This is a genomic window from Pseudomonas sp. NBB (assembly GCF_032701105.1).
In the GTDB taxonomy this organism is placed as follows: domain Bacteria; phylum Pseudomonadota; class Gammaproteobacteria; order Pseudomonadales; family Pseudomonadaceae; genus Aquipseudomonas; species Aquipseudomonas asiatica.
In genome coordinates this window covers 4,993,809-5,009,584 of sequence record NZ_CP103994.1, presented here as the reverse complement: position 1 = coordinate 5,009,584, position 15,776 = coordinate 4,993,809, and the positions used below count along the sequence as shown (strand labels likewise).

Below are 15,776 nucleotides of genomic sequence, written 5' to 3'. Positions count from 1 at the left end.
CCGATAAGTCAGTTTTCGTCAGCATTCGACCTTCTTAGACTTGCTCCAGTCGCAAATTTGTTGCTGGAGATGTCTGCCCATGAGTTCCCTGTCCGCCCCGTCTGCCGTGATTGCCGCCGCCCCCGCGCCGGCCGCGCCTGCGCAGACTGCGTTCGGCCTGCAGGTAGTGGTCGGGCTGTTCGGTGTGCTGCTGGCCGTGTTGTGCGCGGGCCTCAACGAGTCGGTGACCAAGATCTCCCTGGCCGATATCCGTGGGGCCATGGGCATCGGTGCCGACGAAGGCGCCTGGCTGCTGGCGGTCTACAGCGCCGCCTCGGTTTCGGCCATGGCCTTCGCGCCATGGCTGGCCACCACGTTCTCGCTGCGGCGCTTCACCATGAGCGCGATCGGTCTGTTCGCCGTGCTCGGCCTGCTGCAACCGTTCGCCCCCAACCTGCACAGCCTGATGCTGCTGCGTGTGCTCCAGGGCTTCGCCTCTGGTGCCTTGCCGCCGATGTTGATGAGCGTGGCCCTGCGCTTCCTGCCACCGGGCATCAAGGTCTATGGCCTGGCCTGCTATGCCCTCACCGCCACCTTCGGCCCCAACCTCGGCACGCCGCTGGCAGGGCTGTGGACTGAATACGTCGGTTGGCAGTGGGCGTTCTGGCAGATCATCCTGCCCTCGGCGCTGGCCATGTTCTGCGTCGGTTGGGGCCTGCCGCAGGACCCGCTGCGCCTGGAGCGCTTCAAGCAGTTCGACTGGCGCGGCGTGCTGCTCGGCCTGCCCGCCATCAGCTGCATCGTGCTGGGCCTGTCGCTGGGTGACCGCTGGGGCTGGTTCGATTCGCCGCTGATCTGCTGGCTGCTCGGCGGTGGCCTGCTGTTGCTGGTGCTGTTCATGTACAACGAATGGTCCGAGCCGTTGCCATTCTTCCAGTTGCGCATGCTGTCGCGGCGCAACCTGAGTTTCGCTCTGGTGACCCTGGCCGGTGTGCTGATCGTGCTCTCGGGCGTCGGCAGCATTCCGTCGGCCTATCTGGCGCAGATTCAGGGCTACCGCCCGGCGCAGACCAGCCCGCTGATGATGCTGGTGGCCATGCCGCAGCTGGTCGCCCTGCCGTTGACGGCGGCGCTGTGCAATATCCGCGCAGTGGACTGCCGCTGGGTGCTGGGGATCGGCCTGGCGATGCTGGCGGTGTCCTGTGTCGGCAGCAGCCTGCTGACCAGCGAGTGGATCCGGGGTGACTTCTACCCGTTCTACCTGCTGCAGGTGCTCGGCCAGCCAATGGCAGTGCTGCCGCTGCTGATGCTGTCCACCAACGGCATGACCCCACAGGAAGGCCCGTTCGCCTCCAGCTGGTTCAACACTGTCAAAGGCCTGGCCGCAGTGATCGCCGGTGGCCTGCTGGACGCCTTGGGCACCCTGCGCCGGCACTTTCATTCCAACCACCTGGTGGACAGCCTTGGCAACGCCCCGCTGGTCGACGGTAACGCAGCCGGCCTGGCCAGGCGCATCCACGACCAGGCGCTGGTGCTGACCTCGGCCGACCTCTACCTGGTCATGGCCTGCATTGCCGTGGCCCTGATCTGCCTGATTCCTTTCGTGCCTACCCGGGTCTATCCGCCGCGCGCGGTGGCCTGAACCCTGGATGAATTCGAGAACCACTTAAATGACCAACAACCGCAAAACCCTGTTCATCGGCTCGGTGCTTGCCGTGGCCGTCCTGGCTGCCATCGTCGGCCCGTGGATGTTTGGCAGCGACCACCGCCAGAGCACCAATGACGCGTATGTTGTCGCCGACTACACCGTGGTCGCGCCCAAGATCGCCGGCTTCATCAAGGACGTGCTGGTGGAGGACAACCAGCAGGTCAAGGCCGGCCAGTTGCTGGCTACCATCGATGCCCGTGACTACCAGGCCGCGCTGGATGCTGCGCAGGCGCAGTTGCTGGTGGCCCAGGCGCAAAGCGCCGATGCCCGTGCCACCCTCGAGCGCCAGGCGTCGCTGATTGCCCAGGCTGAGGCTGCAGTGAAAGCGGCCCAGGCCGAAGCTGCGTTCGCCGACCATGAGGTCAACCGCTACAGCCGCCTGGCCGAGCAAGGTGCCGGCACCGTGCAGAACGCCCAGCAGGCACGCAGCGGGGTCGACCAGGCCCGCGCACGCCTGGCCAATGCCCAGGCGGCACTGGTAGCGGCGCGCAAGCAGGTGGATATCCTTACCGCCCAGGTGGCCAGTGCCGACGGCCAGCTGAAGCGGGCCGAGGCAGGGCTGGAAAAGGCCCAGCTCGATCTGTCCTACACCCGCATCACCGCGCCGGTGGACGGCATGGTCGGCGAGCGTGCCTTGCGTGTCGGTGCCTACGTCAACCCGGGCGCCCGCCTGCTGTCGGTGGTGCCGTTGCAGCAGGCCTACGTGGTCGGCAACTTCCAGGAAACCCAGCTGACCCACGTACAGCCTGGCCAGGCCGTGAGCATCAGCGTCGACACCTTTGCCGGTGAGAAGCTGCAAGGCCATGTGGAAAGCATCGCCCCGGCCACCGGCGTGACCTTCGCTGCGGTCAAGCCGGACAACGCTACCGGCAACTTCACCAAGGTGGTGCAGCGCATCCCGGTGAAGATCGTTTTCGATGACGGCCAGCCGCTGCTTGCCCGCCTGCGCGTGGGCATGTCGGTGGAAGCGACCATCGACACCCGTGGTGACAAGCTGGACGGCAAAGAGGTAAGTGCACGATGAAAGCGGCATTACGCTTGAGCCCGTTGCTGCTGGCCGTATTGATGGCCGGCTGCACCTTGGGCCCTGACTTCCAGCGCCCTGACAGCCAGGCCCCGCAACAGTGGGCGCCGCTGCAAGGCGAGGCGGCGGCCAGCCAGCCGCAGGCCGAACCGCTGGAACTGCGCTGGTGGGAGAGCTTTCACGACGCCGGCCTGAGTGCCTTGATCCAACGCGTTGCCGAGCGCAATCTCGACCTGCAGATGGCCAGCGCCCGCCTGCTGCAAAGCCGCGCCCTGCGCAGCACCGTGGCTGCCGACGAAGTACCGTCGGTGGATGTGAACGCTGGCTACAGCCGCTCGCGCAACAGTGCCGAAGGCCTGAGTGACCCGTCCGGCAAGGCGGGCAAGGAAGCCTTCAACCTCTGGCAGGGTGACCTTGTGGCCGGCTGGGAGCTGGACCTGTGGGGCCGTGTGCGGCGCCAGGTCGAGGCTGCCGATGCCACGGTCGAAGTGGCCGAGAACGACCGCCGCGGCGTGCTGTTGGCATTGCTTTCGGAAACCGCAGGCAACTATATCCAGCTGCGCGCTGTGCAGCACACCATCGATGTGACCCGCGACAACCTCAAGGTCGCCCAGCACAGCCTGAAGTTGTCCGAGAACCGCCAGGCCGAAGGTGTCGCCACGCGCCTGGACGTGGCTCAGGCCAGTGCCCAGGTCGCCTCGATCGAGTCGCGCCTGCCTAGCCTGGAAGCGCGGCGCGACGACTTGATCAACGCCCTCAGCCTGCTTGCCGCCGAACCGCCGCGCAGCCTGCAGGCCGAGTTGCTGCAGGGCGGCGAACTGCCTGCGCCGCAGCAGAAGTTCGCCATTGGCCTGCCGTCCGAACTGGCCGAACGCCGCCCGGACATTCGCCAGGCCGAGGCTCGTTTGCATGCTGCCACCGCCAGCATTGGCGTGGCCAAGGCCGACTTCTACCCCAGCATCCGGCTGTCGGGCAGTGTCGGGTTCCAGGCCATGCAGCTGTCCGATTTCGGCGCCTGGGATTCACGCCGCTTCGCCTTCGGGCCGCAGCTGTCGCTGCCGATCTTCGAGGGTGGCCGGCTCAAGGGCACCTTGGAGCTGCGCGAGGCGCAGCAGCAGGAAGCGGCGCTGAACTACCGCAAGGTGGTGCTGGGTGCCTGGCATGAAATCGACGATGTGCTACGCCTGTACAACGCCAGCCAGCTGCGCCGCGACCACTTGGCCGAGGCGGTGCGGCAGAACCGCATCGCCCTGGAAACTGCCCAGCGCCAGTATGTGGAAGGGGCGGTGGACTTTCTCAATGTGCTGACGGTGCAGGGGGCTTTGCTGGCCAGCGAGGAGCAGTGGATCGACAGTTCTGCGGCGGTGTCGCAGGCGCTGGTGGGGTTGTACAAGGCCCTGGGTGGTGGCTGGCAGGCGTTTGATGAGCAGCCTGTGAAGAAAGTGTGATTTTTTGGGGCTGCAAAGCAGCCCCGGCAATTGTCATGATTACCGAGGAGGCACAGATGCACATTTCCCTGAACGGCAAGCGCGCCATCGTCAGCGGCTCCACCGCCGGCATCGGCCTGGCCATCGCCATCGGCCTGGCCGAGGCGGGGGCCGAAGTGGTCCTCAACGGTCGCACCCAGGCCCGGGTCGACGAAGCCCTCAAAGTTGTGCGCGAGCGCCTGCCGCAGTCGCGCATCATCGGCATCGCTGCCGACCTGGGCACCCAGGCCGGTGCGCAGACGCTTTTCAAGCAGGTGCCGCACACCGACATCCTGGTCAACAACCTGGGCATCTTCGAGCCCAAGCCGTTCTTCGAGATCGAGGATGAGGACTGGCAGCGTTTCTTCGACGTCAATGTGCTCAGTGCCGTTCGCCTGTCGCGCCACTATGCCCCGGGCATGGCCGAGCGCAACTGGGGGCGAGTGGTGTTCCTGTCCAGTGAGTCGGCGCTGCAGATCCCGACCGAGATGATTCATTACGGCATGACCAAGACCGCATTGCTGGCGGTGTCGCGTGGGCTGGCCGAGACCCTGGCCGGCACCGGGGTGACGGTGAATTCGGTGTTGCCGGGGCCTACGCGTTCGGAAGGTGTGGGCGACTTCTTTACCAGGCTGGCCGAGGAGCAGGGGGTGTCGACTGAAGAGCTGGAAGCCAACTTCCTGGCCGAGCACCGGCCGACCTCGCTGATCAAGCGGCTGGCGACGGTGGAGGAGGTGGCGAACATGGTGGTGTACCTGGCATCGATGCAGGCCAGTGCCACTACCGGGGCTGCCTTGCGGGTGGATGGCGGGGTGCTGCGTTCCATTGCCTGATCTGTTTTGCCTGTACCGGCCTCTTCGCGGGTAAACCCGCTTCCACAGGTATCGCACAGGGCTCAAATTCTGTGGGGTACCTGTGGGAGCGGGTTTACCCGCGAAGAGGCCAGCACAGACAACCAATCAATCAGAGCGGGCGCAGCAGGCCAAACCGCTTGCGCAACGCCCAATCCAGCACCCGCCGCGGCAGTAACCGGGCCATCAACGGCAACGCCGTACTGCCGTTCCCCAACCGCACCACCGCCGGCACCGGCGACTTCCCGACCGCTGCCAACACGCCCTGGGCAAACACCGCCGCCGAGGTGGGCTTGTCCTGCGAAGCCCGTGCCCGTGCCTGCACGTGCTCGCGCAACGGCCACCACGCCGAATCCGTCGCCAGCACCTGCTCGGCCTGGCGCTGGGCATTGCTGGCGAACTGCGAGGCAATCGCTCCTGGCTGCACTTCCATTACCTGCACACCAAACGGCGCCAGTTCCAGGCGCAAGGCATCGCTCAGGGCATGCACGGCGGCTTTCGAGGCGCAGTAGGCGCCGGCGAATGGCGTGATCAGCACGCCTGATACGCTGCCGATGTTCACCACCAGGCCCCGTGAGCGGCGTAGCTGGGGGAACAATGCGCGGGTAACGCCGACCACGGCGAATACATTGGTTTCGAACTGCTGGCGCAGGGCATCCACACCACCATCGAGCAGCGGGCCCATGGCGCCGTAGCCGGCGTTGTTGATCAAGATATCGAGGTTTACCAGTTCCTCGGCCAGGCGGGCCAGCGCCTCGCTGTCGTTCACATCAAGTTGCCGCGCGGTGAAGCCGGCGGCGTTCAGTTGCTCGACATCCTCAGGTTTGCGGGCGGTAGCCCAGACGTGGTGGCCGGCATCGCGGAAGGCGTCGGCCAGGGCGCGGCCGATGCCGCTGGAACAACCGGTGATCAGGACGGTGGGCATGGTGGGGCCTGCTGTCAGGGAGGATTGGTTTTTCCTGTGCCGGCCTCTTCGCGGGTAAACCCGCTCCCACAGGTACACCACAGAATTTGAGACCTGTGTAGTCCGTGTGGGAGCGGGTTTACCCGCGAAGAGGCCGGCACAGGCGATACATTAGTTGGCAAACGTACCTTGCAGATGCTCTGCACGAAACTCCAGGGTCTGCGGCCGGTACCCGGAGCGCAGTGGCGGCAGTGGCAGGCAGTCCTTCCACTCGGCCCCTGGCTGCAGCTCACCCGGCCCACGGTAGCGCGGGGCGTTGTAGGTGTTCTCCGCCAGGTTCACGGTATCGCCCGGCGCATACGCCGCCATCCGCCAGCGCAACTCGGTCAGCGGCACGTCGTTACCGTTCTTCATGCGCACCTGCAGGGCGCGGTCGGCGGGGCAGTGTTCGGGGGCGTAGGTCAGGCGTAGGTCCAGGCGGGCCAATTGCGAGGTTTCGCGGGTGTCCTGCCAGACGACGAACAGGGCCACCAGGCCCAGGCCACAAACGGCTGCCATCGAGATCGGCAGGGCCTTGGCCGGGTAGCGCAACAGCAGCACCAGCCAGGTGAGGATGAGGAAGGCACCGATGATCATGGGACGTGCAGACCTTGATTGCGCGGGGTCTGACCATCGTAGCCCGAAATGGAGAGTGGCTCAAAAAGCGGGGCCGCAAAGCGGCCCCAGGGTTGCATTACTGCGCGATGGTCTTCACCGAAACACCCCGTTCGATCGGAGTGGAGGTACGCCCGTAAACATCCTCGAAGCGCTCGATGTCATCCTCGCCGAGGTAGCTGCCGGACTGCACTTCGATGATCTCCAGCGGGATCTTGCCCGGGTTGCGCAGGCGGTGCACCGAGGCGATCGGGATGTAGGTGGACTGGTTCTCGGTCAGCAGGAACACGTTCTCGTCACAGGTCACTTCGGCGGTGCCGGATACCACGATCCAGTGCTCGGCACGGTGGTGGTGCATCTGCAGCGACAGGCTGGCGCCCGGCTTGACGGTGATGTGCTTGACCTGGAAGCGGCCGCCCATGTCCACCGAGTCGTACGAGCCCCACGGGCGATACACTTCCAGGTGGTTCTGGGTTTCGCTGCGGCCCTGCTCGTCGAGGGTCTTGACCATCTGCTTGACGCCCTGCACCTTGTCCTTGTGGGCAATCATCATGGCGTCCTTGGTCTCGACCACCACGATGTTCTCCAGGCCGATCACCGACACCAGCTTGCCGTTGCCGTGGATCATGCAGTTGTGGCTGTCCTGCACCACCACATCGCCCTTGGTGACGTTGCCGTTGTCGTCCTTCTCGTGCACTTCCCACAGCGACGACCAGCAGCCCACGTCGCTCCAGCCAGCCGACATCGGCACCACGCAGGCGCGCTGGGTCTTTTCCATCACCGCGTAGTCGATGGAGTTGTCCGGGCAGCAGGCGAAGGTGGCTTCGTCGATGCTCAGCACATCACCGTCTTCCTGGCTGCGCTCCAGGGCCAGCACGCAGGTGTCGTAGATGTCGCCGTCGTGCTTTTTCAGCTCTTCGAGGAAGCGGCTGGCACGGAACAGGAACATGCCGCTGTTCCAGAAGTAGCCGCCGGCCTGGACGAACTCGGCGGCGCGTTTTTCGTCGGGCTTCTCGACGAACTGCGCCACGCGCGCCACGCCTTCAGGCAGCAGGGCGTCCTGGCTGGAACGGATGTAGCCGTAGCCGGTTTCCGGCTTGGTCGCCGGCACGCCGAACAGCACCATCTCGCCACGCTCGGCGGCCACGGTGGCCAGGGCCAGGGCGCGTTGCAGGGCCTTCTGGTCATCGATCACGTGGTCGGCGGGCAGCACCAGCATCAGCTCGTCGCGGCCTTCGTTGACCAGTTTCATGGCAGCCATGGCCACGGCCGGCGCGGTATTGCGGCCGAACGGTTCCATCAAAATGCCTTGGGTTTCCAGCTTCAGCGCGGCCAGTTGCTCCTGGACGATGAACTTGTGGTCCTTGTTACAGACCACGATCGGCGTGTCCATGCCTTCGAACACCAGGCGCTCGAGGGTTTGCTGGAACAGTGTGTGTTCACCGGTCAGGGCCAGGAACTGCTTGGGGAACTGCTTTCGCGACAGAGGCCACAGACGGGAACCGCTACCACCAGAAAGAATTACCGGGATCATCATGTTTCTCCAATAGTCGTTGAGAGGCAGGGGAATCAGTTGCTAGCCACGGGGCGAGTTACCCACACCGGCGACAAGGCGTTGCCGGAACCCGTTACGTACAGCACTGCGGCTTCGCCGCGCTCCAGGGCGACGGGTTTGACGTCACCCACTTTCTTGTCTCCTTGGAACAGCGCCAGGTTGACCTTGACCGGGTTGATTTCGCGTTCGCCGCGGCCGTTGGCGGCCACCGGCTTGACCACTTCGGTCTTGCCGTCGGCGGTCTTCAGGGTCAGTTGCTGGTCACTCAGGTTCTGCACGCGAACCAGGGCTTTCTGCTTGTTCTTGAACGGCGGCTCTTCGATCAACTGCGGGTTGCCGCTGGCGCTGTTGACCAGGGTGTAGTACTTGTCCGCAGCCAGCTTGACCGGCACGCTCTTGCCACCGACCTGAGCGGTGTAGTCACCCCCTGGCAGGAAGCTGAAGTCACTGCTGCCCTGTGCACCAACCTGTTTGATCTGGGTGTTGCCGACCGAAGCTGCCGCCGGTGCGCTGGAAGCGTTGTAAAGGCGCACGAAGGTCGAGCCTTTCGGCGCGCTCGGGCCATACAGCGCGGCGTCGGCGCCGGCGAAGGCCTGCATGGAGGCCAGGGACAGGCCGGCAGCGAGGGTGAGGGCTTTGGCAATGGAAGTCTTGGTAGTCATATGTATGTTCCTCTGATTAGTGGTTAGTCCGGGTGGACGACAAAGCCAGGTTTTCTTCGGATTTACGGGTGTTCTTCAGCTGGGCGATCCACTGTGGATCGAAGCTGCTGAGGTCGTTCTTCATTGGCAGATAACGTTCGGGGAATTCCCACACCACCACTTGGGGTGCGGCGTTCTTGAAGGCATCGCTTTGCAGGTACTTGAGCATCGGCAGCAGCGGGCCATGGCCGTCTTCGGCGTAGTTGGCCACATCGCTGCGCAGGGCCTGCTGCAGCGCGCCGAGGAAGTTCCAGTGCGGGTTGGCGCTGTAGCTGGTGCCCACCAGCGCAACCGGGATCTGCGTGTCGGCGAACAGTGCGTCACCGGCTTCACCTTCGGCCTCGACCGGGCGAGTGGTGCGTTGCTGCAGGTTGTCCGGGGCCGGCAGAAGGTTGCTGAACAGCGGGTCCAGTGGCAGGAAGTTGGTCAGGTCGCCCTTGTATGGCGCGGTGCTGCCGGCTTCGGTGATGAACGCCTGCGGGTCGCCGTTGAGCAGGCTCTGGCGGCTGACCGCTTCGGCCAGTGCCTGCGCAGCCACTTCGGCGCCCATCGGCGTCCAGTGGGTGTCGGTGCGCAGGAACACCTGGCCGCGCGCCTTGGCCTGCTCCATGGGTGCCATCAGGTCCGGGGCGAACACGTTGGCCTGGCGTGCCTGGGCATGGAACTGGTTGTACAGATCGTCATGCAGACTGGTCGGCAGTTCGTTGCCCAGGTATTCGGCGTACACCCGCGCCTTGGCTGGCACGATCGCCAATACAAGCTGGCTGCCGTGCTGCTGCAGGGTGTCGCGCACGCCACGGATCAGCGCCAGGTTTTCCTGCATCAGCTGCTCGGCACCGGCGGTGGGCTTGAACTCTTCGTCACTGAACAGCCACTGGTCGCGGCCCAGCACCACGCCAGGGCGGCCTTCGTTGAACAGCTTGAAGTCCATCGCCGCCCAAAGGTTGGTGCCCAGGCGCTTGATCGGGAACTGTTCGTCGTAGTGGGTCTCGGCGGCCTTGGCCAGCTTGCCGTTGAGCAGGGTCATCTGCTCGGTACGCTGGAAGCTTTGCAGGCCACCGGTGGACCAGACGCCCATGCCCACCAGCAGGCCGAGGAACGACAGCGAATAGGTAATGCGTAATGTCCGGGTCATGTCATCAACCTCAGAACTGGAAGTAAAGGAACGGCGAGTAGCTCTGCGCCGAAAGCTTGAGGATCGAGGCTACGAACAGCAGCAGCACCAGGGCGCGGGTCATCACCCGGGTCCAGTCCAGGCCGATCGAACCGTCGCTGTTGACCTCCACCGGGGTGGCCTTGGGCGTTGGCCGGGCGTTGCGGTAGAAGTCGCGCAGGCCGAAGAACGCCAGGGTGATGTAGGCGACCACCAGGGTGGCTACCTGCAGGCCGGTGAGCTGGGCACGGTTGAGTTCCGACAGCTGCCAGTCGCCGAAGCTGAACATGGCGCCGTACATGCGACCGGCCACTTCCAGGTTCTCGGCACGGAAGATTACCCAGCCGACCACCACCAGCAGGAAGGTGAATGCCCACTTCACCGGGTTGAAACGCTGTGGGTTGGTGTCGATGCCCAGCGCGCGCTCGATGGCCAGCCACATGCCGTGCCAGGCGCCCCAGATGATGTAGGTGAAGTTGGCGCCGTGCCACAGGCCACCCAGCAGCATGGTCAGGAACAGGTTACGGTAGGTGTTGAAGGTGCCTTTGCGGTTACCGCCCAGGGTGATGTACAGGTAGTCGCGCAGCCAGGTCGACAGGCTGATGTGCCAGCGCCGCCAGAACTCGGTGATCGACTGGCTGATGTACGGCTGCTTGAAGTTCTCCATGAAGCGGAAGCCCATCATCAGGCCCAGGCCGATGGCCATGTCGCTGTAGCCGCTGAAGTCGAAGTACAGCTGCGCGGTGTAGGCCAAAGCGCCGAGCCAGGCATCCCCGGTGGTCGGGTTCTGCAGGGCGAAGCAGTGGTCGGCCACTACCGCCAGGGTATCGGCGATGAACACTTTCTTGATGAAGCCCTGCATGAAGCGGGTGCAGCCTTCGGAGAACTTGTCCAGGGTGTGGGTGCGGTTGTTGAACTGGTCGACCAGGTCCTTGAAGCGCAGCACGGGGCCGGCGATCAGGTGCGGGAAGATCGCCACGAACGCCGCGAAGTCGATCAGGTTGCGGGTGGCCGGGGTGTCGCCGCGGTACACGTCGATGATGTAGCTGATCGACTCGAAGATGTAGAACGAGATACCGATCGGCAGCAGCACGTGGGTGAGGATGAACGGCTCCAGGCCGAACGAGGAGATGATCGCATTGAGGCTGTCGACACCGAAGTTGGCGTACTTGAAATAGCCGAGAATCGCCAGGTCCACACCGACGCCGAGCAGCAGCCAGCGCTGGGCCGGCTTGGTACGCACGCCGGCGGCGCCGACTTTCAGGCCGATCCAGTAGTTCCACAGGGTCACGCCGGCGAACAGGGCGAGGAAGTCGACCCGCCACCAGGCGTAGAAGATGTAGCTGGCGACCAGCAGCAGCAGGTTGCGATAGCGTTGCCCGCTCAAGTAGTACAGGCCGAGGAAGATCGGCAAGAACAGGAACAGGAACACGTTGGACGAGAAGACCATCCCGGTTCTCCTTTTTGTTCACAGCATCCGGGGCAAAGCGCCCCCCAAACCCCCCACATGTTCGTGGCGGGCTACCTAGATTCCTGTGGGAGCGGGTTTACCCGCGAAGAGGCCGGCACAGGCACCGCACATGGCAGGTCTGGCCTTTTCGCGGGTAAACCCGCTCCCACAGGGGTTTTACGTTACTTTTTCGATTCCGCGCTCGGGTCATAGACCCGGGTCAGGTCGCCGCCCAGCCGGAAGCTGTTGAACGGCTGCATACCGCGCTTGCGCTGCAGGGTGTCGCCACTGCACGCATACAGGCTGCAATAGGGCTCCATCCACGAATACTTGCTGTCGATCTTCAGGTCTTTCATGTCCTGTTTCTCGCCATTGCGGGCCTTGAACGCGCTTGGGTCCTTCGAACCGTTCAGTACCCGCTGCGCCAGGCGCTGCAGGGCGTTGTTGTTCTCGCCGCGCACGTCCACGCCATTGACCTGGGCGAAGCTGGCGATCATCGTCAACGGCGGCAGGGCGTAGTTGTGGTAGGCCAGGGCGCGTTGCTTGCGCTTCAGTTCGTTGGGCAGGAAGCCCTGCTCGTCTACCTGGTTGGCGCCAACCCTGTATTCCTTCACGGCCCAGTCGAACAGGTCGCGACGGTCGGTGGCCACGGCGGTGGCCATTACCGCCCAGGCCGCCCAGTAGCTGTGGTTGTTGATCTTCTCCAGTGGCAGGTCGCTCCAGTCGCGCACGGTCTGCTCGGCCAGGCGGGCGAACCATTTTTCGATCAGCTCGGCCTCGGCCTGGTGCGCGGCCAACGGCTGCGAATTGGAGAACTTCAGGCGCAGCCACGAACCACTCATGCTGCCCAGCGCCCATTTGCGCATCGACTTGCCGGTGTGGTTGTAGTCGGTGGACATCAGCGCATCGGCGCGTGCCCAGCTGCCCAGCCAGGCCAGGGTGCAGTCGAGCTGCGCCGGGCGGCCGTCACGCATGTACTGGCCGATCATCTTGCTCACGCCTTTCTCAAGGGTGGTGATGTCTTCGGTGGACTTGCGAAAGGCCTTTTCCGAGTCGGCGTTGAGTGTTGCCCGCGCCTTGTCCGAGCCTTCGTACTTGCTGCGGAACTGCAGGGCACCGGTATACGGTTTGGGGGCAGCTTCGCAGCGGAAGTTACCGTCGCCGGTCTTGAGCTTTTCGATCCCCTCGTAGTAACCCTGGGGCGGTACCAGCGCGGCGTGCGCGGCACCGCCGCACAACGCCAGGGCGAGCAGGGCGGGGCGGGAAATTCGCTTGAACGGGATCATGGTCGCCTCACTGGCCGGCCTGCGCGGTCTGCGCAGGCACGGCGAAGTTGTTGCGTTTGCAAAGCTTGGCTTCGACCTTCTGGGTACCGCTTTCCGGTCCCTGCACCTCGAACGCCAGCAGGCTCTGGCTGGCCCAGTCCTCGTCTTCGCGCATCTGGAAGACGAAGCGGCCGTCGGTGTCGGAGGTTTCCGGTTTTTCCAGCTTGATGTCCTCGTGGCGGCCGTTGAGGTACCAGAGGGTCGCTTGCAGCACCTTCACCGACGGGTCTTCGAACTTGATGTCCATCTGCATGTTGCGGTTGATCAGGTCTTTGATCACGCCGCCCTTGCCATTGACCATCAGCTCGTTCTTGCCGGGCTTGAGGGTGGCGCTGGCGCTCATCAGGGCCGGGCGGTCATCGCAGCCGTCGTCGAGCAGGCCAAGGATTTGCCGCCAGATGGTTTCCTGGTCCAGGCGATACAGCGGGGAGAATTCCCAGATCAGGATCTTCGGCGGGTTCTTCTGGAATTCTTCGCTGCCCAGGTACTGGATCATCGAACCTTCCAGGCCACCACCAGGGAAGGCCACGTTGAGCACGTCGGCGCCGATGTACTGCTCGAGGAAGCCGGAGAAGTTGTAGTTCTTGCCACTGTGGCTGGTGCCGACCAGGGTGATCTGCGCGTTGCCGCCGTCACCGAACAGGTCGTCGCCGCCGCCGGTGGAACCTTTCGGCTCGGTGGCGAACTGGTCCATGTATTGGACGGCATAGCTGGTGCCGCACAGCTGGCCGGCCACGTTATGCAGGGTGCCGGTCTTGCCCATGCGCCCGGACTTTTTCGTTTCGAATTCCTTGCGCGGGATGCCTTCGAAAGCCGGCATCTTGTGCACGGTATCGGCCACGATCCTGGCCGCGCGCTCGGCGCCGTAGGGCGTCCAGTGCTGGTCGCCGCGGAAGTAGAAGTCCTTGCCCTGGTCGGCAGCGGCCAGCTGTTCGTTGGTCAGCGGCGACAGGTCGGGCACGTTGTAGCCCATGCTGGCAAAGCGTTTGAGCATGGCCTGGTAGTTGCCCAGGGCCTTCTGGTAGTCGAAGGCAGCCTTTTCCGCCGGGTTGAGCATGTTGCGGTTCACCAGGCCGCGGGTCGGCTGGTACACCACCACCAGTTCCACGCCGCGCTTCTTGAATGCGTCGTGCACTTGCTGCAGGCGCTTGTAGCCGGCCGGGGTGGTATTGAACTCGGTGCGCAGGTCTTCGCGGGTACGGAACAGCCAGTCGCCCTTCGCCTGCACCAGCGTGGTGAAGTTCTGCTGGTAACGGGTGGTGTAGCGGCTTGGGTCATGCGCTTCAGGGCACAGCTGGCAGCAAGGCTCGGCGCTGAAGGTGGGGGCCTTGACGTCTTCGGCGCGCACGCCCTGGCTGATCGCCAGAAGGGCGGCGGACAGGCCCAGCAGTTTCATCAGATGTGGAGTCATGGTCTGGGCTTCCTTAATCGATCATTTCGGTCTGGCGTTCGACCGGGTCGATCAGCACAGCCTTTTGCTGGCGTACCAGCAGGTCGAGGATTTCGTCCTGGCGTTCGCCGAGGATGCCGTTGAGGCTGATGCCGTTGGCCTTGCGCGGGGCGAGCATGGATACCTTGTACAGCTCGACCGACAGCGGCGAGTCGATCGACAGCGGGCCCGAGCCGTTGGCCGCCAGTTCGCCACCGACCAGGATCAGCGACACCTTGGTGTCGAACGGGTCGAGGGCGATGTCGCGGTCGGTGTTGGACAGGTCCTTGATGTGGCCGTACACGCCGACCAGGCCGTTGGCCATTGCGACGTTCTCGTACAGGCGGATGTTCACGCTGTTACGCACGCGGATGCCGTGGCGGCGGTTGTTGATCAGCTTGTTGCCCCAGATCAGGTTGTCGCCACTTTCGTACAGGGTGATGCCGTCGGTGTGGTTGCGGTAGATCTCGTTGTAGGCAATCAGGTTGTTGACGCTGTTACGGTCGATCACCACGCCCGAGAGCTTGTTGTCGAAGCTCTTGTTGTTGATGATCCAGCTGTCGTTGACCTCACGCGAGACGATGATGCCGTGCTTTTTCTTGGTGCCGTACACCGTGTTGCCGGCGATGATCAGCCGGTGCGAGCGGTCGTGCGGGTCGATGCCGTAGACGATGTTGTCGCGGTAGGTGCTGTCCTTGACCACGAAGTCCTGGGTTTCGTAGCAGTAGAAGCCGTACCACATGTCGCTGAACTCGGAGCCGATGATCCAGCCGGTGGGTTCCGGGCGGCCCATGCGCTTGGCCATGTTCGGCGTGTACTGCGAGATGCTCACGCCGTACGACTTGGACTTGGCGTAGCCGAAGCTGGCCATCTTGGTATTGACGATGTAGGTCTCGGTGCCGCCCCACGACAGCAGGAACGGGCGGAATTCCTTGGGCGAACGGAAGGTCGCCGGGCCGTTTTCCTTTTCCCGCCAGCCGGTCACCTGGGTGTCGGTGACGAACAGCTTGCCGTCGTTGACCAGGAACGAACCGCCTTCCTGGGACAGGCGCAGTTGCTTGACCTTGCCGTCGATCTCGAGGATGCCCTTCTGCCCGACCACGATCGGCAGGCGCGCCAGGTATACGCCCGGCTCGACTTCGCTGAGGTACTGCTTGGGTACCTTCTTGCTCAACTCGAGCAGGTCGACATGGCCGTCATCGACGAAGATCGCCTGCGGAATGCCATGCTGGCGCTGGACCCACTCGGCCGCCTTGTTGTCGCCGCCGACGAATTCCTTGAGGGTATCCTCCTGGAACATGCGGCGCAGGCTGACCTTGCCTTTGTGGCGACGGTCGATTTTCTTCTGCACCGCCTCGGCGGTGTAGCCGGTCAGGTCAGGCAGCTTCGGCGGGTCCATGTGCAGCGGCTCGACCGGTGCACTGGAGACCGTGTAGGTCTTGGCCTGCTGCAGTTCCTTGGCGATCACCTGGGGCTCTGCGGCAGCCACCAGGCCGCTGGCCAGCAGCAAGGCGCTGGCCAGCAGGCTGTGACGTAAGTGCGGGTGAAGGTTCATAACGGTAAGTCCTCTACCGGCC

The 15,776-nt window shown here is 64.1% G+C and carries 13 protein-coding genes; 4 read left to right on the top strand and 9 right to left on the bottom strand.

The window, feature by feature from the left end; all coding sequences use genetic code 11:
• Positions 1 to 79 precede the first annotated feature (79 nt).
• Genes NY023_RS23170 through NY023_RS23155 form a run of 4 tightly spaced genes read left to right on the top strand, consistent with a single transcriptional unit; the run spans position 80 to position 5,010 of the window.
• The gene (locus NY023_RS23170; protein WP_024087721.1) at positions 80 to 1,621 is read left to right on the top strand and encodes an MFS transporter; all 1,542 of its coding nucleotides are present in this window, start codon (positions 80 to 82) and stop codon (positions 1,619 to 1,621) included.
• A gap of 28 nt (positions 1,622 to 1,649) precedes the next feature.
• The gene (locus NY023_RS23165) at positions 1,650 to 2,711 is read left to right on the top strand and encodes an HlyD family secretion protein (protein ID WP_013974164.1); all 1,062 of its coding nucleotides are present in this window, start codon (positions 1,650 to 1,652) and stop codon (positions 2,709 to 2,711) included.
• Positions 2,708 to 4,159 (top strand): efflux transporter outer membrane subunit, encoded by a 1,452-nt coding sequence (locus NY023_RS23160; RefSeq protein ID WP_013974163.1) that lies wholly within the window; start codon positions 2,708 to 2,710, stop codon positions 4,157 to 4,159. The genes NY023_RS23165 and NY023_RS23160 overlap by 4 nt, the downstream gene beginning before the upstream one ends.
• Before the next feature lie 56 nt (positions 4,160 to 4,215).
• On the top strand, positions 4,216 to 5,010 hold the full coding sequence (locus NY023_RS23155; protein ID WP_024087720.1) for an SDR family NAD(P)-dependent oxidoreductase: 795 nt from the start codon (positions 4,216 to 4,218) through the stop codon (positions 5,008 to 5,010).
• 130 nt (positions 5,011 to 5,140) lie between these two features.
• Here the strand turns inward: NY023_RS23155 and NY023_RS23150 are convergent, their stop codons facing one another.
• The 9 genes from NY023_RS23150 to algG form a co-directional block, all read right to left on the bottom strand.
• Complete coding sequence (locus NY023_RS23150) at positions 5,141 to 5,953, bottom strand: SDR family oxidoreductase (RefSeq protein ID WP_024087719.1); 813 nt, start codon at positions 5,951 to 5,953, stop codon at positions 5,141 to 5,143.
• Positions 5,954 to 6,103: 150 nt separating this feature from the next.
• Complete coding sequence (locus NY023_RS23145) at positions 6,104 to 6,568, bottom strand: hypothetical protein (protein ID WP_013974160.1); 465 nt, start codon at positions 6,566 to 6,568, stop codon at positions 6,104 to 6,106.
• Positions 6,569 to 6,665: 97 nt separating this feature from the next.
• Positions 6,666 to 8,120, bottom strand: a complete 1,455-nt coding sequence (locus NY023_RS23140) for a mannose-1-phosphate guanylyltransferase/mannose-6-phosphate isomerase (protein WP_024087718.1) — start codon at positions 8,118 to 8,120, stop codon at positions 6,666 to 6,668.
• A gap of 35 nt (positions 8,121 to 8,155) precedes the next feature.
• Positions 8,156 to 8,803: an alginate O-acetyltransferase AlgF gene (locus NY023_RS23135; RefSeq protein ID WP_013974158.1), complete on the bottom strand. Its 648-nt coding sequence runs from the start codon at positions 8,801 to 8,803 to the stop codon at positions 8,156 to 8,158.
• Between the two features lie 16 nt (positions 8,804 to 8,819).
• Positions 8,820 to 9,977, bottom strand: coding sequence for an alginate O-acetyltransferase (locus tag NY023_RS23130; RefSeq protein WP_047595807.1), 1,158 nt, complete (start codon positions 9,975 to 9,977; stop codon positions 8,820 to 8,822).
• Positions 9,978 to 9,987: 10 nt separating this feature from the next.
• Complete coding sequence (locus tag NY023_RS23125; RefSeq protein WP_013974157.1) at positions 9,988 to 11,445, bottom strand: MBOAT family O-acyltransferase; 1,458 nt, start codon at positions 11,443 to 11,445, stop codon at positions 9,988 to 9,990.
• Positions 11,446 to 11,627: 182 nt separating this feature from the next.
• Entirely contained in the window at positions 11,628 to 12,731 is a 1,104-nt protein-coding gene (locus NY023_RS23120) for a mannuronate-specific alginate lyase (protein ID WP_013974156.1), read from the bottom strand.
• A 7-nt stretch (positions 12,732 to 12,738) separates the two neighbouring features.
• The gene (locus tag NY023_RS23115; RefSeq protein ID WP_013974155.1) at positions 12,739 to 14,181 is read right to left on the bottom strand and encodes an alginate O-acetyltransferase; all 1,443 of its coding nucleotides are present in this window, start codon (positions 14,179 to 14,181) and stop codon (positions 12,739 to 12,741) included.
• Between the two features lie 13 nt (positions 14,182 to 14,194).
• Entirely contained in the window at positions 14,195 to 15,754 is a 1,560-nt protein-coding gene (algG, locus tag NY023_RS23110) for a mannuronan 5-epimerase AlgG (protein ID WP_013974154.1), read from the bottom strand.
• Positions 15,755 to 15,776: the final 22 nt, after the last annotated feature.